We start from the raw sequence: 21,162 nt of genomic DNA on the forward strand, positions 1-21,162 counted from the left end.
CACTATCCCAACCGCCCCCGCCACAGTCCACATCGCGGTCCCCGCGTCTCAGTCGTTGTCGGTAATCGTGGCGGTCAGGGTCGCCGGGAGCTTCAGTTCGGCTCCGTCGATCTGGTTGATCACCGCGGTGAAGGTCTCGGACGGTTCCTTGAGTTTGTCGTCGAGGATCTTGACCTGGAGGTCACCGGTGGTCTTACCGGGTTCGACGTACCCGTCGATGGTCCGGTCGGCCGCGCCGGTGCCGTCGTCGTTGACGCTGCGGTAGTCCTTGCGGATCACCGCCGTACCGTCCTTCAGGACGCCGGAGAAGCTGATGTACTTGTCGCTCGGCGCGGACAGCTTGACCGGGAAGCTCACCACGCCCGCATTCTCGGTCGCCTTCAGGTTGCCGAGCGTCAACGTCGGAGTCGGGTCGTCGTCGAGGACGAGGCCGTGGCCGAACGACTCGTCCAGCAGCCCGTCATGCGGTGCTGAGAGCACTAGGCTGAACGGCAGGTCGTAGCTGTCCCGAGTGTTCGCTTTGATCGGCACGGTCACCTTCTGCCGTACCTGACCCGGTTTGAACACCAGATGCCGCGCAACGTCCCCCACGGACTCGCCGAGGTCCCCGTTCGTCTCGACGTACACGCTGACCGGCCGGATGCTCGGACGCGACATGCGCACCCAGAAGTCCACTGTGTGCGTGCCTGTGTCCCCCTCCTTCACAGTGACGCTGGACGCGGACAGCTTCGGCAGCAAGACCGCAGGTCCCGAGAGCCCGAGTCCGGGCGACGAGAAGCCCAGATCACTCACGTATGCCGACCCACTGGCAACCCTGTCCGTCCGCAGCTCCACGGCACGCACGTCGCGCAGGTTCACGCCCCTGAGCGACGACACCGGGATGCGTACGGTCCGCAGCAGGTTCTTGGGCAGCCCGACCTCGCTGCTGCCCGGCATCCGCACCAGTGCATCGCTGACCGCAGACACCGGCACTACAGCCGCCTGGCCATGTCCATCGACCACGCGAACGCTCAGGTCAGTCTTGGGCATGCCGGCCGGGTCCGGTGCGGCACGGAACGTCAGCGCCGCAAACCGACGTACGTCGCGCTGCCCTGCAGGTACGTCGACGCGCACGATCCCGTTCGTACCTGTCCACCTCAGCTTGGTGACCGCTGTGGTCGGTGTCCTTGCGGCGAACCACGCCGTATCCCAGTGCGGCGCGTTGCCCCAGTCCTCGGTCTCCATGCACGTCGGCACACCCGCGCGCCTGGTCGGACCGCTCACACCCGCGCACACGGTCGCAGACACCTTGCCGCTGACGGCGCCCCTAGGCAGCGCCTTGTCGAAGTGGTTCAGGTCCCGCCGCGACTCCAGTGGTGCCTGCGACACCACTCGTACGACGGCGTTCCCAGCGGACACCGCCCGCGAGTCCGACCCGTCGAACTGCGCCAGGAACTGCGTCTCGTGACCCAGTTGCAGCCGGAAGAACCCAGCGACGTATGCCGTACCTACGGCCTGCTGCTGCTTCGCCGTCAACCGGCCCGCGTACTTCGCTCCGCACGGCGACGCCTTCTCGTCACCGAACCAGTCGTCGTTCGACGGAGCCACCGACTGACCAGGGGTCCATTCGGTGTTGAAGAAGTTGTGGTTGGCGCCCAGCACTGTGACGGTGGAGCGCGGCGCGGTGTCACCGCCAACGGAGTACCTGGTGTCGTCGTAGAACTTCTGGCCCTGCAGATCGGACACGTCACCGTCGCAGTACGGGAGTACGACGCTCATCGCCACACCAGGCACCGTGGCTCGCGCAAAGTCGGTGGGAGCCAGCGGAAGCACTGCGCGGATCCCGTACTGACCGCCGCGGTCAGTGTTGAGCACTGCAGCCCGGGCAACTCCCTCGCCGCCACGTGAGTGCCCCATCAGCCCCACGTTCTGCAGGTTGAACTTGCCGACGAAGCGGGTACCGAACGGTGCCCCGCCGATCGTCGACCATTTCCGCCACAGTGCGAGGTGGTCCAGGATCAGTTCGGCCCGCGCCTGTGCGCCGGCGTCGTACGCGTCGCTGTCCCAGCCGTTGATCGCGTTCGCGCTGATCGAGACGACCTGGTACCCGTTGCTGGCCAGTGCGGTCGCCGGACCGTCGTACCCGCGGTAGCTGGGGATGGGCTTCATGCCCGGCGGACACGGCCAAGGCTTCTCCTTGTCGGACGGGTGACTGGGCTCGCCGTAGCAGACCTCGTGGCGCCCGTGCAGGAAGACCACGAGCGGCCGCGGACCTACCGCACCACGTGGCGAATACACCTTCCCGCGAAGCTCGGAGCGGTGCGCGAGACCTGGCAGGTACACGGCCTCGTCGCCAAGGTTGTACTCCGCGGTGTCGACCTTGTACCTGCCCACCGCACCGGGATCCGACGGCAGCAGCGGTCCACGCCGCGCCTTCAGCCAGTCGGCATCGGTCGGTCCGGCGGAGCCGACGCTCCGGCTCTTGCCGGCCTCTTTACCGAGATCCCCGGACCACAGCAGGCGGACGTCGCGCGCTTTCAGCACAGCCGGATCGGTGCTGACGAGCGTCAGCGTCTTCCGGTCCGGCGACTGCTTCGCAACACCGAGCGGCGTACCGTCGACCTCCAGCAGCGGCAGCGATGCACGCATCGGTGCGGGTGCGTCGAGGTGCAGGGTCAGTTGATATCCGCCGGCAACAGGCCGCACTTCCCATTGGCTGCTCTGAGCAACAACCGGCGGTGCGGCGGTCGCAGTCAGCGGCCCCACACCAAGGAGTACGGCGATTCCCAACGACAGATTTCGGGCGGTTCTGCCAATCACGCGCCCAAGTTGACCTGACGCTCCGCTCAGTCGTGTCTCAGCCGGGCGTCGGATTCGACTCGATCAAGCGATCAGGTGACGGAACGCCCGCGCCACCTGATCCGGGTGCTCCATCTGCGCGACATGTCCCGACTGCGGCAGGTAGAGGAGGTGGGCGTTCGGAAAGGTGCGCTGAGCCTTGGTACGGATTCGTGCGTCGACCAGCCGGTCCTTCCCGCCGTAGATCAGCAGCACCGGGCACTCGACTCTTGCGGCGTCCGCCCAGAGTGATCTGCGCGGTCTGGCCAGCGACGAGCGCAGGATGCTCCGGGCGGCCTCCACAGTGGCCTGCCGGCTCCACGGGTCGGTGTCGCGCCGGTGCAGCTCCTCCTCGTACGCCGCGCGCACCTCGGGCGCCAACGACCGCGGATCCCCGAACACCATCGCCAGCGACGCCTGGAACCGCTGGTCGAACGGCAACCGCTGCGTCCGCTCCAGTACGGCGGGACCGATCCGGGGCGTCGCCAGCGCGGCGAACCACAGCGCACTCGCCGACACCCGTGGATGCGGCAGTGCGGGCGACACCAGCGTCAGCGACGCCACCAGGTCGGGACGCTGCGCTGCGAGCGCCACGGACGAGGCACCACCCATCGAGTTCCCGAACACGTGCACCGGCTGGTCGTACTCGCGTTCCAGCAGCTGGATCAGTACGTCGGCCTGCTCCGAGATCCCGGTCACACCAGTAAGCGGCGTACGACCGAAACCCGGCAGGTCGGGAGCAATGCCCCGGATCGTGTCGTTGAGCAGCAGGCCGAGCGCGGTCCAGTTCAGCGACGACCCGCCCAGACCGTGGACGAACAGGGCGGGAGGCAGGTCCGGGGCCGCATCCGGCACGTCTCTGACCAGCAGGTCCACCCCTGCGACCGGCACCCGCCGCTCCGGCCACTTCCGCAGTTCCACGGGTACGGCGTCCCCGGTTACTGGCCCGTAACTATCCACGCACCCATGTTAGGACGCCGGCGAGGTGGAGACTGGGACGCATGGCAGGAGCGCAGCAGCAGCTGACGACCGAGGTGGATGGGCAGACGATGAAGCTCACCAACCTCAGCAAGGTCCTGTATCCACAGACCGGGTTCACCAAGGCCGAGGTCATCGACTACTACCACCAGGTGGCCGCGTTGCTGCTGCCACACCTGTCCGACCGGCCCCTGACTCGCAAACGGTGGCCGGACGGCACCGCAGCGGCGTTCTTCTTCGAGAAGAACGCTCCACGCGGTACGCCGGCCTGGGTACGGACCGAGACACTGCCTACCCCCGGTAGCTCGACGGGCCGCGACGAAATGAGTTTCGTGGTCTGTGACGACGTACAGACCGTGGTGTGGCTGGCCAACCTGGCTGCGCTCGAGCTGCACGTCCCGCAGTGGCGGATCGGGCTGTCCGACCAGGGCCGGGACCCCCAGGCGGACCTGATCGTGTTCGACCTGGACCCGGGCCCGGGAGCGAGCATCGTCGAGTGCTGCGACGTTGCGCTCGCACTGCGGCAACTCTTGGGCCACTACGGCATGGAGGGCTGGCCCAAGACGTCCGGGAACAAGGGGATGCACCTGTACGTGCCGATCGAGCCTGCGTCGTCCAGGCAGACCAGCGCGTTCGCCAAGCAGTTGGCCGAGCAACTGGCGGAGGCGTTGCCGGAGAGCGTGACCGCCAACATGACCAAGGCGCTGCGGCCCGGCAAGGTGTTCATCGACTGGAGCCAGAACGCCAGCGCGAAGACCACGCTGGCGCCGTACTCGCTCCGCGGCTCCGACGAACCCCGGGTGTCCACACCGATCGACTGGGACGAGGTGGCGTCCGCCACCTCACCGGAGGACCTCAGGTTCCTGCCGCACGACGTCCTCGCCCGGATCGAGGAGTACGGCGACGTACTGGAAGGGCTGTACGACGACCCGCAGCCGCTACCTACCAAGGAGGCGACATGACTGAGACCGACTTCGAAGGCCCCGACTACGACCCGGCCTTCGACGCCGAGCACGACACGGACGACGACACCGAGCAGGAGGAGTCGGAGCCGGACGTACCCGTCGAGGCGGACCCGGCGGACGTCGAGGAGCAGCGCCGCGAGGTGGGCGACTCCGACGAGGACGACTACCGCTGACACCTGCCACGATGGAACGCGGTTCGGCGGGGAAGCTACTGGCGAGGAGGACTGCTGGGTAGGATTCGGGGAACGACCTGGCGGCCGACGCAGACGGCCGCCGGAGCGCACCCTCGAAGGAGCCGACCGTGTCGACGACACCGGAGACCGCACCCAAGCGTGGCAGCCGCCTGCCCCGGCTGGCCCGTCGCGCGCAACTGCTCGAGGCTGCCCAGGAAGTTTTCGTCGCGAACGGGTACCACGCCGCCGCGATGGACGACATCGCGGACCGGGCCGGCGTGTCCAAGCCCGTCCTGTACCAGCACTTCCCCGGGAAGCTGGAGCTGTACCTGGCGCTGCTGGACAGCTCCTGCGACGCGATCGTCGCCTCCGTGCAGGACGCGCTGAAGTCGACCGAGGACAACAAGCTCCGGGTCGCGGCGACGATGCACGCGTTCTACGACTACGTGGCGAACGCTCAAGGTGCCTTCCGTCTGGTGTTCGAGTCGGACCTGACGAACGAGCCGGCCGTCCGGGAGCGCGTCGACCGCGTCACCCACGCCTGCGCCGAGGCCGTGTCCGAGGTGATCAGCGCCGATGCCGGCCTCAGCCGCGAGCAGTCGATGGTGCTGGCCGTCAGCCTGGTCGGCATGGCCCAGGTCAGCGCCCGCTACTGGCTCGGCGCCGGCGATCCCTCGTTCCCGCAGCAGCAGGCCGCCGACCTGGTCGCCTCGCTGGCCTGGCGCGGCATCAGGGGTTTCCCGCGTACCGACACCTGACGTCGAGGTTCTGCTCTCGGCGGACGGGTGAGAGCTCGGTAGTGGTAGCGGATAGGCTCGAAGCGTCACCGGCGAGAGTCGCCGGTCGGAGCGTGCCCGGAGGGTTTCGTGGAGGTCAAGATCGGCGTGCAACACGCCAATCGTGAATTGGTTCTGGAGAGCGAGCAGACTCCGGATGAGGTCCAGGAACTGGTGGCGGCGGCGCTCACCGGCAAGTCCGGTCTGCTCGAGCTGGCCGACGAGAAGGGCCGCCGGGTGCTGATCCCGGCCGACCGGCTGGCGTACGTCGAGATCGGCGAGGTGTCCACCCGCAAGGTCGGATTCGGCGCGATCTAGGCGACACGCCTTCATCCCGTTCCGGACACAGTCGCGCGTGTCCTGGTTGCGGAGTGCCACCGAAGGGGCACGATGGCGGTGAGACCTGCGTCCGTAGTGGTCCGGTTTGTCACGGGGCACCGGATCGGCGCAGGTTCACCATCCCTCACAAGGAGGACACCGTGTTCTGGGTCTGGATGATCATCGTCAGCCTCATCGCGGGCATCATCTTCGGGCCGCTGGCCCGCCTGGTGCTCCCCGGCAAGCAGAACATCAGCCTCGGCTGGACCATCCTGGGCGGCGGCATCGGCGCCTTCCTCGGTGGGCTGATTGCCTACTTCCTCGGCGTCAAGGACACCTCCGGCCCGGACTGGATCCAGTACCTGATCCAGGTCATCTGCGCCGCGATCGTCATCGCGATCATCTCCGCACGCAACAGCAAGCCCTCAGCCGCCTGAACCAGGCAGCACCAAACGGCCGCCACCCCACCCGGGGCAGGCGGCCGTTGCCTTTCCCCGACCAACCCACCTCTTTGCCCGGCAGCCCCCTTTGCCCGGCAGCCCCCTTTGCCCGGCAGCCCCCCATTGCCCGGCAGCCCCCATTTGCCTGGCTGACCCACCAATTTGCCTGGCTGACCCACGAGCTGCGGGGTTACCCACCCTGGTTCAGGGTCATCAACCCCCCATTTGGTGGGTCAGCCAGCCAAATTGGGCTTCAGGCCTGGAGGCCGAGGGCGGTCATCCGGGCGGTGTGGGCCTCGGTCAGGCGGGTGAGCATGCGGCCGATGGCGGCCAGGTCCAGGCCGGGGCGGTCGACGCTGCCGGCCAGCAGAGCGGCCAGGGAGTCCCGGTCCGCGGCGATCCGCTGCGCCTGGCTGAGGGCCTCGCCCACCAGCCGGCGGCCCCACAGCGCGAGCCGGCCACCGAGCTTCGGGTCCTCGTCGATCGCCGCTCGGACCCGGTCCACCACGAACTCGGCCTGACCGGAGTCGGCGAACACCTCCAGCACCAGGCCCCGCGTCTCCGCGTCCACGAACGACGCGATCTCCCGGTAGAAATCGTTGGCCAGCCCGTCCCCGACGTACGCCTTGACCAGGCCCTCGAGCCAGTCGGACGGCGCTGTGTGGTCGTGGAACGCATCCAGCGGCGTGACGAACGGCCGCATCGCGTCCATCGGGTCCACACCCAGCTGCACGAGCCGGTCCCGGAGCCGCTGGAAGTGGCCGAACTCGGTGGTCGCCAGCGCCGCCAGCTCCGCCTTGTCGTCCAGGGTCGGCGCCAGTTTGGCGTCCTCCGCCATCCGTTCGAACGCGGTCAGCTCGCCGTACGCGAGCACTCCCAGCAGATCCACCGCCGCGGCCCGGTAGGCGGGATCATCAAAGGCCGTCTGCTCCATGCCCGGCACCCTATCGGGCCGCGCGGGACAGCGAGTGGAAATGCAACAAAGAGAAAGGCGGTGGAAAGGGGCTGCCCGGCACCCTGGCGAGCCGCGCCGGACAGTGGCGCATGCCACACGAAGCGGCGTTGACAGCTGCTGCGGTTACACTGGTGAGTGATTCGCCGGTGACGCGCCCAGATGGGCAAGCTGGTGCGAGGTGCTTGCACAGTGTCCCCGCGCCTCACGATCGGGGCTTTCATGCCCCAGGCGCCCGGCCACTGAGCATCTGTCCGCACAAGCATGTGAGAGGCGATCAGCCTGACCACCTTCCGAGAGCTCGGGGTGCTCCCCGAGATCTGTGACGCGCTCGACCGCGTCAACATCACCGAACCCTTCCCGATCCAGGAGATGACTCTCCCGGTGGCCCTGATGGGCACCGACCTGATCGGGCAGGCCCGTACCGGCACCGGCAAGACGCTCGGTTTCGGCATCCCGCTGCTGCAGCGCACGATCTCCCCCGGCGAGGCCGACTACGAGGAGCTCGCCGCCCCCGGCAAGCCACAGGCGCTGGTCGTCACCCCGACCCGCGAGCTGACCATCCAGGTCGCCAAGGACCTGCAGACCGCCTCCACCGTCCGCACCGTCCGCGTGCTGACCATCTACGGCGGCGTCGCGTACGAACCGCAGCTGGACGCGTTGAAGAGCGGCGTCGACGTCGTCGTCGGTACGCCGGGACGCCTGCTGGACCTGGCGAACCGGGGCGTTCTCGACCTCGGCCACATCAAGGTCCTGGTCCTCGACGAGGCCGACGAGATGCTCGACCTCGGCTTCCTGCCCGACGTCGAGCGGATCCTGCGCAAGACGCCCGAGCTGCGCCAGACCATGTTGTTCTCGGCAACCATGCCGTCGGCGGTGATCGGGCTCGCCCGCACCCACATGCGGCACCCGCTGAACATCCGGGCGGAGTCGCACGAGGACACCCAGATGGTGCCGACCACGGCGCAGTTCGTCTACCGGGCGCACGACCTGGACAAGCCCGAGGTGGTGGCGCGGATCCTGCAGGCCGAGGACCGCGGCCGGGTGATGATCTTCTGCAAGACCAAGCGGGAGGCGTCCCGCCTGACCGACGACCTGCAGGACCGTGGATTCAAGGCGGCAGCGATCCACGGCGACCTGAACCAGCAGGCCCGCGAGCGCGCGCTCACCCGGTTCCGCGGCGACAAGATCGACGTACTGATCTGCACCGACGTGGCGGCCCGGGGCATCGACGTCGAGGGTGTCACGCACGTCATCAACAACACCTGCCCCGAGGACGAGAAGGCCTACATCCACCGGATCGGGCGGACCGGGCGCGCAGGAGCGAGTGGGATCGCGGTCACTTTCGTCGACTGGGCGGACGTCACCCGGTGGAAGACCATCAACAAGGCGCTCGACCTGCCGTACGACGAGCCACAGGAGATCTACTCCACCTCGCCGGAGCTGTTCCACGACCTCGGCATCCCGTCGGACGCGAAGGGCCGGATCCGTTCGGCGCGCGAGTCGAAGGAAGGCCACGAGCACCGTGAGTCGCGTGAGTCGCGGGAGCCTCGTGAGTCGCGGGAGTCGCGCGGCTCGAAGGACTCGCGGGGCCGTCGCGATGACGGACGGTCCGAGGGCGAGCGGTCGGCCGCCAAGAAGCGCAACCGGACCCGGAAGCGTACGCGGGCCGGTCAACCGGTCGAGGAGCTCGCCGACGTCACCACGAAGACCGAAGTACCGGTAGCGACCGAAGCTCCGGAGGAGGCGCCGGCGCCGAAGACCCGCAAGCGCACCCGCACCCGGAAGACCGCGGAGGCTGCGGAAACGGCGGCCGTGGAGACTGCAGCCGTCGAGACTGCAGCCGTCGAGGCTCCGGCCGAGGCAGCTGGCGAGGCTCCGGAGAAGAAGCCGGTCAAGCGCACCCGGACCCGCAAGACCGCAGAGCCGGCCGCGACCGAGTCCGTCGAGGCACCGGTCGAAGCTCCTGCCGAGGCTGCGGAGAAGAAGCCCGTCAAGCGGACGCGTACGCGCAAGACCGCCGAAGCGAAGGCACCGGCCGAGGAAGCTCAGCCGGCCCCGGCGGACGAGAAGCCGGTCAAGCGGACGCGGACGCGCAAGACCGCCGAAGCGAAGGCACCGGCCGAGGAAGCTCAGCCGGCTGCGGCCGACGAGAAGCCGGTGAAGCGGACGCGGAAAGCGGCCGAGCCGCGCACCGCGCCGACGACGCCGATCTTCAGTGCGCCGGAGTGACCGTTTCCGAATGGTGATCTGAAGCTGCAACACCCAGCCCCACGTGGGCCGTCCTAGGGCGGTAAACCACGAGAGAGGGGCTGGGTGATGAGGCGGATCAGAGCGGCAACAGCCGTGGTGGCTGTCGTGGGGGTCGTGGTACTGGCCGGTTGTGGTGCCAGCGGCAACGACAGCACGAGTGGGGACGCCGCGCCGGCGCCGGCCGCGAAGCAGGGCTCCGGCTCCGGTGAGTCGGCGGGCAACGCGAAACCGCAGGCACCGACCGAAGGCAAGTCGGAGGCGGCCGGGGGCGGCGGCAACGAACAGCCGGCGATCACGCGGGCGATCATCAAGAGCGGCTCGCTGGCCGTCGAGGGCGACGACGTCTCCGGCATGCGGCAGAAGGCGGTCGCCGCGATCGGCAGCCTGGAGGGTCAGGTGGCGTCCGAGGACACCGGCAGCGACTCCGACGGCAAGATCACGCGGTCGAACCTGGTCCTCAAGGTCCCGACCAAGTCGTTCGAGACCGCGATCCAGCGGCTCTCCGATCTCGGCAAACGCACGCAGATCCACCAGGAGTCGACCGACGTCACCGAGCAGGTGGTCGACGTGGCCAGCCGGATCGAGTCCCAGCGCGCCAGCCTGGACCGGATGCGCGCGCTGATGGCGAAGGCGAACACGATCGGCGAGATCGTCTCGGTCGAGAGCGAGCTCACCCGCCGCGAGGCCGACCTCGAATCCCTGCTGGCCAAGCAGAAGAACCTGGCCCTGCAGACCGATCTCGCGACGCTCACACTGACGCTGACCGAGAAGGGCAAGCCGCCGGCGATCACCGAGCCGAAGGAAGACAAGGGCTTCGTGCCGGGCCTGAAGAGCGGCTGGAATGCCTTCACCGCAGCGTTCACTTCGATCGCGACCGCCGTCGGCGCGCTAGTGCCGTTCCTGGTGCTGCTGGCGATCATCCTCGTACCGCTGTGGCTCTTCCGGAGCAAGCTGCGTCGGCGGCCGGCGGCTCTGCCGCCACCGGCGGCCAACAGCGGTCAGTGAAGCAGCGGTCAGTGAAGCAGTGCGCCGGCCAACGCCCGGTAGGCCTTCGCACCGGGCGAGGCCGGCGCCGTGCTGAGTACCGTCTCTCCGATCGCTGGCGCCTCCGCGAATCGGATCGACTTCGGGATCGCCGGCTGCAGAACGTCCAGCGAGTACGTGTCCGCGATCGTCTCCAGGACGGTGCGGGCATGCGTCGTGCGTCCGTCGTACAGGGTCGGGAGTACGCCGAGCACTCGCAGGCTGGGGTTGGTCAGCCGCTGTACGTCGTGCACTGTGTCGAGTAGTTGCCCTACGCCACGATGCGCCAATGTCTCGCACTGCAAGGGAATCAGTACGTCGGACGCCGCCGACAGCGCGTTCACGGTGAGCAGGCCGAGCGTCGGCGGGCAGTCCACGATGATCCAGTCGTACGACGAACGCAGCGTGCGCATTGCGGTCCGCAGTACCTGCTCCGGACTGCTCTCCCGGGCCAGCTGTACGTCGGCGGTCGCCAGCGCGATCGTCGCGGGCAGCAGGTCCGGGGCGTCGCCCAGCTCGATCAGCACGTCGCGGGCGCGCACACCGCCGAGGAGGACGTGGTGGATCGACTTGTCCAGGTCCTCGGGGTCGATGCCGACCGAGAACGTCAGGCAGGCCTGCGGATCCAGGTCGACCAGCAGCACCCGTTGGCCGAGCTCGACCAGGGCTGCGCCGAGGGTGGCGACGGTGGTCGTCTTGGCGACGCCGCCCTTCTGATTGGCGACCGCGAGAGTGCGAGGCACCCGGCCCATTGTGCCGTACTGCGGAACACCGACCACACCGCGTACCGAACGACGGGTAGAGGTCCGCCGCGCCAACGTCTTACTCGCCTGACACACCCGGGCGGTATCTGCCCGCGGGGCGACCACTACCCGTTCGTCGGTACGCTCTACTTGTGAGTACGCCACGTACGTTGACGCTGCCCGACGGGGTGCGCCCCGAGACACTCGAGACCGACCGTGGTGCGTTCGCCACGCTGACCGCCGTACCGGAGCTCGGTACGCCGCTCGGCACGGTCCTGCTCGTGCCTGGGTGGACGGGGAGCAAGGAGGACTTCACTCCTCTGGTCGACCACCTGTGCCGGTACGGGTGGCGCGCGGTGGCTGTCGACCAACGTGGTCAGTACGAGACCACAGGTCCGTCCGACAGGTCGGCGTACTCGCTGGCGGAGCTGGGCGCGGACGTGGTGGCGATGAGCAAGGCGCTGGGCGGGTACAGCCAGCTGGTCGGGCACTCGTTCGGCGGGCTCGTAGCGCGTGAGGCGGTGCTGACGGACCCGTCGGTGTTCTCCACGATCAGCCTGCTCTGCTCGGGACCTGCCGCGTTCACCGACGAGGCAACGCTGCAGAGCCTGCAGATGCTCGCGTTCGGGCTGGAGAACCTGCCGATCGAGCAGGTGTACGACATGAAGCTCGACCACGACAGCAAGGGCCGTGCGTACGTCGCTCCACCTGAGGACGTCGCAGCGTTCCTGCGGAAGCGGTTCACCGGCAACGTGCCGACCAGCCTGGCCGAGATCACTCGCCGGCTGACGGACGCGGAGGACAAGACCGACCAGCTCGCGAAGTCCGGCGTACGCACACAGGTGCTGTACGGCGAGACCGACGACGGCTGGCCGATCCCGGTACAGCAGGCGATGGCCGCAGCGCTGGGGGTGGAGGCGGAGGTCATTCCCGACGCCGGCCACTCACCAGCCATCGACCAGCCCGCAGCAACCGCCCGCCTCCTCGTGGACTTCTTCCACAACTACCCGAGCCTGACGACTACCTGACCGGTCGGACCTGCGGCCAGAACCGAATCAGGTCGAGGCCGAGCGGGGTGAACGCAGCCTTCACCTCCGGGGTGTATGCCACGAGCGACACGGATGCGCCGCCGCCGTAGATCCCGGATCCGCCGGCGCCGTAGATGCCGAGCGTCTTGTCCTTACTCATCAGGTCACCGATCGCATTGCTGATGCGCTCGTTGTCGGACCGGCTGAGCAGGACGGGGACGACGCAGTAGTTCCCCTGGTACACCTTCTCGAAGGCCTCCCGGAACGCGGTCGCGTCACCGTGCGCGATACCGATCAGGATCACCACGGGCGCGCCGCGGCTGGTGCCGTTCGGGTACCGGAAGATCGGGCCGTCGATCTGGGCCGCGTGCGCGGCGAGGAACTTGGTCACCGCGGTCGAGGAGATGTTGCTCGGCTTCGACGTCCAGCCGCCGGGCGGAACCGGGCACTGCAGTTCGTTCTGCGCTGGGTAGGACACCGGTTGCTCGGCCGACTGCTCTTCGACGTCGATCGCGCCGCCACGCCAGATGCCGGTGACCGCCGCGGTGCCAACGCGGACGCCCTTGACCGTTGTGATCCCGGGGACCTTGTCCAGGTCCAGGCCGTTGAGCTTGACCGCGAAATCGTCGGGGCAGCTCGGGGCCGGCTCCTTACCGGGCGGGTAGCCGATGGCTGGGACGGCCAACGGCGGGCAGAAGACGGCCGTCTTGCCCGGGACGGCGACGATCTTGCCGTTCACCTGCACTTTGTCGCCGGGCTTCACCAGGAGATTGTCGTTGCCTTGGGCAAACGACTCCGGAGTCCCGGCGTTCGGCGTACTGCCGGCGGGGGCACTGGCGACGGGACTGGCCGGGGCTTCTGCCGTCGGGGTCTTCGGGTTCGGGAGTACGGCGAGGACGCCGGCCGCGACCACCGCCACACTGGCCGCGGCGAGGGCGGGCACCCAGCGACGGTGCTTGCGGCCGCCGCTCAGCATGTACTCGAGATCAGGCTCCGGCGGCGCCTCCTGATCAGCCCGCCAGCGAGCCCCAGCGCGGGTCAACAGGTCGTCGACTTCATCGGTCTGCTTCATTCGGTCACCTCCAGGAGGGTGCGGAGCCGGTTGCGTGCGTCGGAGAGGGTGGATTTCACGGTGCCTTCGGAGCAGCCCATGACGGCCGCGGTGTCGGCGATCGACAGGTCGGCGAAGTAGTAGCAGTCGACCGCGAGCCGCTGCCGTGCCGACAGCGACATGATCGCGTGGTCGACATCCATCCGGGCGTCGAGATCCGGTCGCGACACCGCCGCGCCCGTGACCTCGTCGATCAGCGACAAGGACGCGCCGCCCGGGCGCATCCGGCGTACCGCTTTCCGGGCCTGATCCGCCGTGATCGCGAGCAGCCACGCAGACGGCGTACCGCGGCTCGCGTCGTACTGCGACCGCTTGGCCCACGCCCGCGCGAGCGCCTCCTGCACGATGTCGTCCCGATCCGCCCCAACCGCAAGCCGCCCCGCCAACCGCGCCATCGCCACCAGATGCGGCCGCACCCACGCGACGAACCCAGGCCCGTCCCCCGGCGGCCCCTGCACCCCCACCACCGGCTCACCCGTCATCGTCGGCATACCTTCTCTACCCCCGATCAGCCCACCCGGTTGGGTCCTACCCGCATTTCAACGACCCCACCACCCCAAGGTCACCACCCCCACCCATTCCGTAACCCACCCGAGTTATCCACAGATCCCAAATCCCACCCCACAACCCCTTCCGAACTCCCTACGGTCAAAGAACAACCCAACCGACCAAGGGGACCAGATGCCAGGCGCCCCAGCCCTACCACCCACCCCAAAATCCCTCCACGAAGCCCTGAACAACACCCGCCCCCTCGACTGGGGCAACGTCCCACCTTCCGCAGCCGAGATCAGCCGCCGCTACGGTCCCGAAGCAACCGACCGGAGCCTGCGCCTTCTCGAACAGGCAGCGGCTGTGGAACCCACCGTGACCGCTCAGTTCCTCGACTCACTTCCGTCAGGCACCATGCCGTACCAGCTGGACCGCCGAGTCAAGTCACCAGAGTCCCTCGCCCGCAAGCTTGCCGACTGGATGGACGCCGACCAGCACCTCCCGATCGACGACGTACTGCGCTACACGGCGCTGACCGAGAATCCTGACGAACTGGTCGCGGCAGCTCGGCAAACCGTCGACGAGCTGAACAGTCACGACTGGCACGTCAGGGCAGCGATGCACTCGTACACCGAAGGTTCGAGGTACAAGGGCATCCATGCGGGCATGACGATCTCAGGCTGTCCGCGTGTCGAGGTCCAGTTCCATTCGGTCGCGTCCGCGAAGGTCAAGGAGATGACAACGCCCTGGTGCGAGATCGACCGCAGTGCGACCGCCACGTTGGAGGAGCGTACGGAGGCCAGGCGGCGGTCCGTCGAGGCCTCGAGGACGTTGGCGCCTCCACAGGGGATCGACGGGTTGACGAAACTGGGCGGAACACGCGTTCAGGTGAACAACTACAGTGACTCCAGGCTGCGCCCTGTGGACAACGGGCGTGGGACACCACGAGGCGAGCGGCAGACGCCACGCACCACCGCGTTCGACAAGACTGATGGGATTGCGCGATGAGGCTCTACTTGGTCAAGGAAGAGGAGCGCTTGGTGTGGGTTGCTGCCCTGGCGCATGAGGTGATGTATTCGTATGTCGCGAACACCGGGAAGTTCCACAACAACAATGCCTTGCGCAACGACTTCTACATGGTTCGCAACCTCGACTATGAGCCGATCGGGCCAGCGGAGGCTCGGCGGCTGATCGATCAGGGGGTCGGCATGCTCGACGAGACTCGTTCCGCGACGTCACTCGCCAAGTGGCGCGCAGACCCGAATCCACTCGCCCTCCCCGACGTGCTCGCCATGGCCGCCGGCTCCAACGAGTAGGCGGCCGGCGTGACGCGGCTGTTTCTCGTGAGTCAGGGTGAGCGGCGGATCTGGGTGGCGGCGTTGGTGGATGAAGACGTTTGGACGTACGTCGCCAATACCGGGAAGTTCCATCGCAACGAGGGTGTGCGGGACGACTACTTCGTGAACGGCGAAGCGCAGTACACCGATATCGGGATCGCGGAGGCCAAGCGGCTGATCGCCGACGGCGTCGGGCGGGTCGACGCCGACCAGAACCCGGACCCGGTCCGCGACTGGCAACGGGACGAGGACGCGATGCACCCCGAGATCGTCTTCGCCTCGATGGCCGCCGACCTCGCCTAGCCAGCAGGACGGCGTACGTCTGATGAGGCTCTATCTGGTAACGGCAGAGGAGCGCTGGTTCACCTACGAGCCGATCGGGCCGGCAGACGTGTTGTCGATGGGCGCCGGCTCCAACGAGTAGGAGGTTCGCGATGACACGGTTGTTCTTGGTCAAGGATGGGGAGACGGAGCTGTGGGTGGCGGCGTTGGTGGATGAGGATGTGTGGACGTACGTCGGGAACACCGGGAAGTTCCACTACAACGAGGGAGCCCGGCATGACTACTACTTCCTCAACGGGTTGCAGTACGTCGACATCGGTATCGCGGAGGCAAAGCGCCTGATCCAGGCCGGCGTCGGGACGGTCGACGAGGACGAGCTACCGGACTCCGTCCACCGCTGGCGTGAGGATCCCAAGGGCATGGACCCCGACGTCGTCTTCGCCTCGATGGCCGCCGACCTCGCATAGCAGAGGCGTCGGGTTGGGGAGATTTCCTGCCCGATTCGGGTAGACAAACCTCCCCAAGTGGTCGACTCCGAGCCGTCTGGCGGACAGCCTGCCGAGCCCGCTCGGTCTGATCGGCAGTTTGATGCCGGGCAGGAGCTGTCGATGGAGAGAGGACGGGAGTTGTGGCGGATGTGCGGGATCCGGCAGCGAGCCGACCGCCGCCACGACCACCGAACGAGCAACCCCCGCAAGAACCCGTCCGGGCGGCCTAGTCCGCTGACCAAGCGGGTCGCCCCCGCCTAAACCCAGCGCCGACTCTAGTTAGGCGGAGTTGTAGAGCTGGGTTATGACGGATTCGATGGTGGGTTCGGAGACCGAGAGGTCTACGAGGGGGTAGTTGGCGGCGATCTGGGCCAGCAGAGGTGCCGCGCTGGTGCTGGTTGGGAACGTGAGGTGCTGGCGGGGACCGTCGACCTTCACGACGGTGGCTCCGGCGACCTCGATCGCTGGCAGGGAGGCGGCCAGGTCCACGACCAGCGTGCGCGGCGCGGACTGGCTGGACTTCAACCCGTCCAGGGTTCCGTCGAAGATCTGGTGGCCGTGGTCGATGACCATCACCCGGGTGCAGAGCGCCTCGATGTCGTCGAGGTCGTGGGTGGTGAGGATGATCGTCGTACGGCGTTCCGCGTTGACCTGGGCCAGGAACTCGCGGAGCCGTGCCTTGCTGATGACGTCCAGCCCGATCGTTGGCTCGTCCAAGTAAACGATCTCTGGATCGTGCAACAGCGCCGCCGCGATGTCGCCGCGCATCCGCTGCCCCAGCGACAACTGGCGAACGGGAACGTCGAGCAGATCGCGAAGGTCGAGCAGCTCCACGAAGGTCGCGAGGTTCTCCCGGTGACGTGCGAGCGGTACGTCGTACATCTTCTGCAGCACCGCGAACGAGTCCTTCAAAGGCAGGTCCCACCACAATGTGGTTCGCTGGCCGAAGACGACGCCGATGCGACGAGCGAGCTTCAGCCGATGCCGCGACGGATCGACCCCTGCCACGCGGATCGAGCCGCCGGACGGCACCAGGATCCCGGTGAGCATCTTGATCGTGGTGGACTTCCCGGCCCCGTTCGGACCGATGTATCCCATCACCTCCCCCGGTTCGACGCTGAACGTCATACCGTCCACCGCCCGCACTTCCCGCCGGGTACGGCGTAACCCGGACCGCGACGTGACGGTGAAGGCACGCGAAACGTCCGCCAACTCGATAACAGGCACGACCTCAACTCCCTGTACTGCGATAGCGACGAAGGCCGGCCCGCCACGCCAGCGATGCCAGCGCGACCATCACCACCGCGACCAGCGGCGACAGCAGTCCGATCCAGGACGGCAACCCCAACGGGGCCGGCTTACCCAGCAGGTACAGCACCGGGTAATAGTTGACAAAGGCAAGCGGTACGACGAACGTCACGGCCCGCACGATCTCCTTGCCGAAGACCGCCAACGGGTACTGCGTCAACGTCTGACCGCCGTACGTGAACGAATTGGCCAGCTCCGCCGAATCCACCGACACGAACTGGAACGCGGCCCCGAGCACGAAGATCGCCCCGAAGATCACCGTCCCGGCCGCGATCGACACCACCAGCATGATGCCGCGGGCAACTGTCCAGTCCACGTCGAGCCGGCTGAACGCGAACACCATCACGACCAGCGCCTGCAACGGCCGGCCGATCCGCCGCAGCGCGAACCCGTCGGCCGCGGTCTGCAGGAACGCCGGCACCGGCCGGATCAGGTACGCGTCGAACGTCCCGGTCCGGATCCGCTCCCCGACCCGCTCGATCGACCCGGTGAACAGGTCCGCGATCCCGAGCGTGATCGAGGCCGTTGCATAAAGCAACGCCATCTCCGCCAGTGAGAACCCGCCGAACGACGTGATGTGGCTGAACATCAGCACGATCGCGACGAAGTCCATCACCGTCAGCACCATCGAGCTGAACAGCATCAGCACGAACGACGCCGGGTACGCCATCGACGACCGCACCCACATCATGATCAGCATCCAGTACTGCGAAGGCGCCCGGACGATCCGCTCAACCACCCTGGATCACCACCTTCCGGGTCGCCACCGACGTGACCAGTTGCGCGCCGAGCAGCAGCACCACGATCCAGCCGAGCTGGAACAGCAGCGCCGAACCGGTCCCGCCCGGGTTCCGGCCGAGCCAGATGTCGATCGGCACCTGCATGGTCGCGGCCCACGGAGTCGCCCGGGCGATGGCTCCGATCGCGCCGGGGAACACCACCAGCGGCAGGATCATCCCGGAGAAGAACGTCGACAGCACCAGCGCCAACTGCTCCATCCCCCGCGTGTCGGTGATCCAGAACCCGGACAGGGCGACCAGGTAGCGGATCCCGAAGCTGACCAGGATCGCCAGGAACACGCCGGCCGCGACCCCGAGCCAGGCCTGCGGCGTTGAAGGGAACTTGAGGTCGAACACCAGCGCTCCGACGAGCAACGGCGCCCCGCCGCGCACCAGCAACTGGAACATCGCCCGCCCGAGATCCACCGACAGCCACCAGAGCAGCAGGTGCGTCGGCCGGTACAGGTCCACCGCGATCTCGCCGCTGCGGACCCGCTCCCCCAGCTCCCCCGTCGTCGTGGCGCCCCAGATCCCGACCGGCATCAGCAGCCCCTGCTGCAGCCAGACGAACGTGAGCGCGTCCGCGGTGTCGTACCCACCCAGGCCGGGTCGCTCGTGCCACAGCGTCAGGTAGATGCCGCAGAGGATGAACCCGAAAACGGTGTTCGTGAACGCGCCGGACGCGGTGGCGATGCGGTACGTCGAGAACCGCCGGAACGACCGTACGGCGATCGCCCAGTAGACCCCCACCCGCAACCTCCTCTCGAAACAGGTGATGTCCGAGAGCCACAGCGGCACGCAGAACCGCCCCGAATCTGGAAAGACCCGGGGGTTCGGACACCACTGTGACGGCATGGCTGAACCACGCCGATTGTCAAAGGCAGAAGAGGGACGCTACGCCGGACCACGGGAATACGTCAACACAAATAACCGGCCCGGACGTGGGACCCCTCAGACCCACGCCCGGGCCGGTGCCTGGAAGGTACAGGAACCTACAGGGTCTCGCTCTTCAGCAGATGAGCGAGGTGGGTGGCGAACGGTCCCGGGTGGCTCGCGTACCCGCCGTGCCCGCCCGGGAACATGACCACCGGCCAGCCGAGGTGGTCCGCGATGACCTCGATCGGCCGACCCGGAAGATGCATGTACGACTGCAGCCCGGCCGCCGGGACGACGCGATCGGCCACCCGCTTCAACGCGTCCAGATCCGGCTCGTACCGGGTGAACGGCAACAACTTGTGCTCGTAGAAGTTGGCCGCGTTCGCCTGCATCCGCTCCGCGAGTTCGCGGTACTCCGGCAGCAGGTCCTCCATCGGCGGCATCGCGTCGTCGTCCATGCCGGTGCCCATCATGAACACCACGTCGGCCGCGGTGAGCCCGTCCTTGCGATAGGTCTCGTACACGTCGGCGAAGAACGCCCGCGCGTCGTCCGCGTCGGAGCCCGGCAGTACCTCGGTGCACGGCGGCTCGTGCGCGACCAGCATCCGCACCCGCTCGGGGTGGCGGGTGATCAACTCGAGCCCGGTGATCGCGCCGGAGCTGCTGCCGAACACGTACGCCGGTTCGCTGCCGGCGACCGCATCGATCAGGGCCAGCGCGTCCGCAGCCGACTGCACGAGGGTCTCGTCCGTCGCGTCCCCGACGTACTCGCTGCGCGAGTTGCCGCGCGGATCGTAGGTCACCACCGTGTACTCGGCGGCGAGCTGCCCGACCATCCCACAGAATACCCCGGCGTCGGTCCCGCCGCCCGCGATCAGCAACAGCACCGGCCCCGAGCCGGCGACCTCGTAGTGCAGCGTCGCCCCCGGCACCGCCAACTTGTTCACAGTCTTCGCACCCATCAGGCGGACCCCTTTCGTTCCCCCTCAGGCTCCCCCCACCCGCTGGCACCCCACGCACACGGCGCTGGCACGGCGGCAGCTCGACAGGAAGTGTCCGCCGATCGATCCGCCCGTCAGGCGTGCGCACCCGCCCGCCGACCTGGCAGTGGGCGTATACGTACTGTCGAGCTGCCGCGGAAACTCAGCCGGCCTCTTCCAGTGGGATTGGGGATGGCTCGTCGAGGCCTGCCCAGGGGTCGCGGGTGGGGGCTTCGCGGCGGCCTTGGGGGCAGATTTTGGCGAAGTCGCACCAGCCGCACAGCGGGGACGGCTCCGGCGGGAAGGCCTCGTCGGCCTCGGCGGGGGTCAGTCCCTCGGCCCACTTCGCTTCAGCGGCGGCTGCATCGTCGGCCATCGACTCGGCGCGTTTCTGGTGCCGTCCGAGCGAGGCCTCGTCGTGGTCCGCGGCCGCGACGGTGTTGGTCGGCAGGTGGTGGAGCTCGACACGCGTGCACGGCTTGTGCAGGACGCGACGCGCGCCGAGCACGTACAGGGCCATCGCCAACGAGGATCGGGCGTCGACTGCGGTCAGCGGCCGGCGACCGGTCTTGTAGTCGACGATCGCCAGCTCGGTGCCACCGCTCCCGTCACGCGCCGGCCGCTCGTCGATCCGGTCCACCCGTCCGCGCAGCGAGGCCCGCTCGGTGGTGAAGGCGACCGTACGCTCCACTCCGCGAGGTTCGTAGTACGGATCAGAATCCCGCAGGTACCCGAGCACCATCTCGGTCGATCGGTCGCGCCAGTCCAGCGACTGCTGCTCGTCGCGGAACCCCTCGCTCCGCCAGCTCGACCGCATCTTCGCGACGACCTCGTCCGGCGTACGGCGGGACGCGGGCCAGCGCCCGAAGAAGTCGGCGAGCACCTCGTGGACGATCGCGCCGACCGTGTTGTGCGCCCACGGCGGACCCTTGGGCGGCCGCGGCGTCTCGAGGTACGTGTAGCGGTATTTCCGCTTGCAGTCCGCGAACGTCAGCAGCTTCGTCGGCGTCGCGACGAACAACCGCTTCGGCATTCCGGGAAGCACG

Annotated in this window: 24 protein-coding genes; 13 read left to right on the forward strand and 11 right to left on the reverse strand. The window is 68.0% G+C overall.

All coding sequences use genetic code 11. The features are described 5' to 3' along the window. Positions 1-48 precede the first annotated feature (48 nt). Positions 49-2,799, reverse strand: a complete 2,751-nt coding sequence (locus EV137_RS25635) for a Calx-beta domain-containing protein (protein ID WP_238175552.1) — start codon at positions 2,797-2,799, stop codon at positions 49-51. Positions 2,800-2,862: 63 nt separating this feature from the next. Beyond that, positions 2,863-3,777 (reverse strand): alpha/beta fold hydrolase, encoded by a 915-nt coding sequence (locus EV137_RS25640; protein ID WP_134006986.1) that lies wholly within the window; start codon positions 3,775-3,777, stop codon positions 2,863-2,865. Positions 3,778-3,818: 41 nt separating this feature from the next. Here EV137_RS25640 and ligD point away from each other — a divergent pair, with 41 nt between their 5' ends. The 5 genes from ligD (at position 3,819) to EV137_RS25665 (ending at position 6,464) form a co-directional block, all read left to right on the forward strand. Next, positions 3,819-4,757, forward strand: a complete 939-nt coding sequence (ligD, locus tag EV137_RS25645) for a non-homologous end-joining DNA ligase (protein ID WP_134006984.1) — start codon at positions 3,819-3,821, stop codon at positions 4,755-4,757. After that, a complete protein-coding gene (locus EV137_RS25650; protein WP_134006982.1) occupies positions 4,754-4,933 on the forward strand; it encodes a hypothetical protein in 180 nt (59 codons plus the stop codon). The genes ligD and EV137_RS25650 overlap by 4 nt, the downstream gene beginning before the upstream one ends. 128 nt (positions 4,934-5,061) lie before the next feature. Next, positions 5,062-5,691, forward strand: coding sequence for a TetR/AcrR family transcriptional regulator (locus EV137_RS25655; RefSeq protein ID WP_134131106.1), 630 nt, complete (start codon positions 5,062-5,064; stop codon positions 5,689-5,691). A 108-nt stretch (positions 5,692-5,799) separates the two neighbouring features. After that, positions 5,800-6,027 carry a DUF3107 domain-containing protein gene (locus EV137_RS25660; RefSeq protein WP_133785600.1) on the forward strand — a complete coding sequence of 76 codons (228 nt, stop codon included), beginning with the start codon at positions 5,800-5,802 and terminating at the stop codon, positions 6,025-6,027. A 161-nt stretch (positions 6,028-6,188) separates the two neighbouring features. Further along, positions 6,189-6,464 (forward strand): GlsB/YeaQ/YmgE family stress response membrane protein, encoded by a 276-nt coding sequence (locus EV137_RS25665; protein WP_134006980.1) that lies wholly within the window; start codon positions 6,189-6,191, stop codon positions 6,462-6,464. A 256-nt stretch (positions 6,465-6,720) separates the two neighbouring features. On the opposite strand, the gene EV137_RS25670 is transcribed toward EV137_RS25665, so the two are convergent. Next, a complete protein-coding gene (locus EV137_RS25670; RefSeq protein WP_134006979.1) occupies positions 6,721-7,401 on the reverse strand; it encodes a ferritin-like fold-containing protein in 681 nt (226 codons plus the stop codon). Between the two features lie 324 nt (positions 7,402-7,725). Between EV137_RS25670 and EV137_RS25680 the strand changes: the two genes are divergently transcribed. Together EV137_RS25680 and EV137_RS25685 are read left to right on the forward strand one after the other, a co-directional pair. After that, complete coding sequence (locus tag EV137_RS25680) at positions 7,726-9,651, forward strand: DEAD/DEAH box helicase (RefSeq protein ID WP_238175553.1); 1,926 nt, start codon at positions 7,726-7,728, stop codon at positions 9,649-9,651. A gap of 87 nt (positions 9,652-9,738) precedes the next feature. After that, on the forward strand, positions 9,739-10,677 hold the full coding sequence (locus EV137_RS25685; protein WP_134131109.1) for a DUF4349 domain-containing protein: 939 nt from the start codon (positions 9,739-9,741) through the stop codon (positions 10,675-10,677). Positions 10,678-10,685: 8 nt separating this feature from the next. On the opposite strand, the gene EV137_RS25690 is transcribed toward EV137_RS25685, so the two are convergent. After that, positions 10,686-11,447, reverse strand: coding sequence for a ParA family protein (locus tag EV137_RS25690; protein ID WP_134131931.1), 762 nt, complete (start codon positions 11,445-11,447; stop codon positions 10,686-10,688). A 143-nt stretch (positions 11,448-11,590) separates the two neighbouring features. On the opposite strand from EV137_RS25690, the gene EV137_RS25695 reads away from it, so the two are divergent. Then, positions 11,591-12,466 (forward strand): alpha/beta fold hydrolase, encoded by an 876-nt coding sequence (locus EV137_RS25695; RefSeq protein ID WP_134131110.1) that lies wholly within the window; start codon positions 11,591-11,593, stop codon positions 12,464-12,466. Here the strand turns inward: EV137_RS25695 and EV137_RS25700 are convergent. Together EV137_RS25700 and EV137_RS25705 are read right to left on the reverse strand one after the other, a co-directional pair. Beyond that, positions 12,459-13,538, reverse strand: a complete 1,080-nt coding sequence (locus EV137_RS25700; RefSeq protein WP_134131111.1) for a hypothetical protein — start codon at positions 13,536-13,538, stop codon at positions 12,459-12,461. The genes EV137_RS25695 and EV137_RS25700 overlap by 8 nt on opposite strands. Next, complete coding sequence (locus tag EV137_RS25705; RefSeq protein ID WP_134131112.1) at positions 13,535-14,068, reverse strand: RNA polymerase sigma factor; 534 nt, start codon at positions 14,066-14,068, stop codon at positions 13,535-13,537. Before EV137_RS25705 ends, EV137_RS25700 begins: the two co-directional genes overlap by 4 nt. A 373-nt stretch (positions 14,069-14,441) precedes the next feature. Here EV137_RS25705 and EV137_RS25710 point away from each other — a divergent pair, with 373 nt between their 5' ends. The 5 genes from EV137_RS25710 (at position 14,442) to EV137_RS40735 (ending at position 16,434) form a co-directional block, all read left to right on the forward strand. Then, a complete protein-coding gene (locus EV137_RS25710; RefSeq protein ID WP_134131113.1) occupies positions 14,442-15,074 on the forward strand; it encodes a hypothetical protein in 633 nt (210 codons plus the stop codon). Beyond that, positions 15,071-15,382: a hypothetical protein gene (locus EV137_RS25715; RefSeq protein WP_134006964.1), complete on the forward strand. Its 312-nt coding sequence runs from the start codon at positions 15,071-15,073 to the stop codon at positions 15,380-15,382. The genes EV137_RS25710 and EV137_RS25715 overlap by 4 nt, the downstream gene beginning before the upstream one ends. 9 nt (positions 15,383-15,391) lie before the next feature. Next, a complete protein-coding gene (locus EV137_RS25720; protein WP_134131114.1) occupies positions 15,392-15,706 on the forward strand; it encodes a hypothetical protein in 315 nt (104 codons plus the stop codon). 131 nt (positions 15,707-15,837) lie between these two features. Further along, positions 15,838-16,152: a hypothetical protein gene (locus tag EV137_RS25725; RefSeq protein ID WP_134131115.1), complete on the forward strand. Its 315-nt coding sequence runs from the start codon at positions 15,838-15,840 to the stop codon at positions 16,150-16,152. A 141-nt stretch (positions 16,153-16,293) separates the two neighbouring features. Further along, entirely contained in the window at positions 16,294-16,434 is a 141-nt protein-coding gene (locus EV137_RS40735; RefSeq protein WP_166680018.1) for a hypothetical protein, read from the forward strand. An 18-nt stretch (positions 16,435-16,452) separates the two neighbouring features. Here the strand turns inward: EV137_RS40735 and EV137_RS25730 are convergent, their stop codons facing one another. The 5 genes from EV137_RS25730 to EV137_RS25750 form a co-directional block, all read right to left on the reverse strand. Beyond that, a complete protein-coding gene (locus tag EV137_RS25730) occupies positions 16,453-17,400 on the reverse strand; it encodes an ABC transporter ATP-binding protein (protein WP_134006960.1) in 948 nt (315 codons plus the stop codon). A gap of 4 nt (positions 17,401-17,404) precedes the next feature. Continuing rightward, complete coding sequence (locus EV137_RS25735) at positions 17,405-18,220, reverse strand: ABC transporter permease (protein WP_238175554.1); 816 nt, start codon at positions 18,218-18,220, stop codon at positions 17,405-17,407. Further along, complete coding sequence (locus EV137_RS25740) at positions 18,213-19,010, reverse strand: ABC transporter permease (RefSeq protein ID WP_202871155.1); 798 nt, start codon at positions 19,008-19,010, stop codon at positions 18,213-18,215. The genes EV137_RS25735 and EV137_RS25740 overlap by 8 nt, the downstream gene beginning before the upstream one ends. 242 nt (positions 19,011-19,252) lie before the next feature. Continuing rightward, positions 19,253-20,098: an alpha/beta fold hydrolase gene (locus tag EV137_RS25745; protein WP_134131117.1), complete on the reverse strand. Its 846-nt coding sequence runs from the start codon at positions 20,096-20,098 to the stop codon at positions 19,253-19,255. 181 nt (positions 20,099-20,279) lie between these two features. Then, a complete protein-coding gene (locus tag EV137_RS25750; RefSeq protein WP_202871156.1) occupies positions 20,280-21,161 on the reverse strand; it encodes a RecB family exonuclease in 882 nt (293 codons plus the stop codon). Position 21,162 lies beyond the last annotated feature (1 nt).

Origin of the sequence: Kribbella pratensis (genome assembly GCF_004366075.1) — a bacterium.
Taxonomy (GTDB): Bacteria; Actinomycetota; Actinomycetes; order Propionibacteriales; family Kribbellaceae; genus Kribbella; species Kribbella pratensis.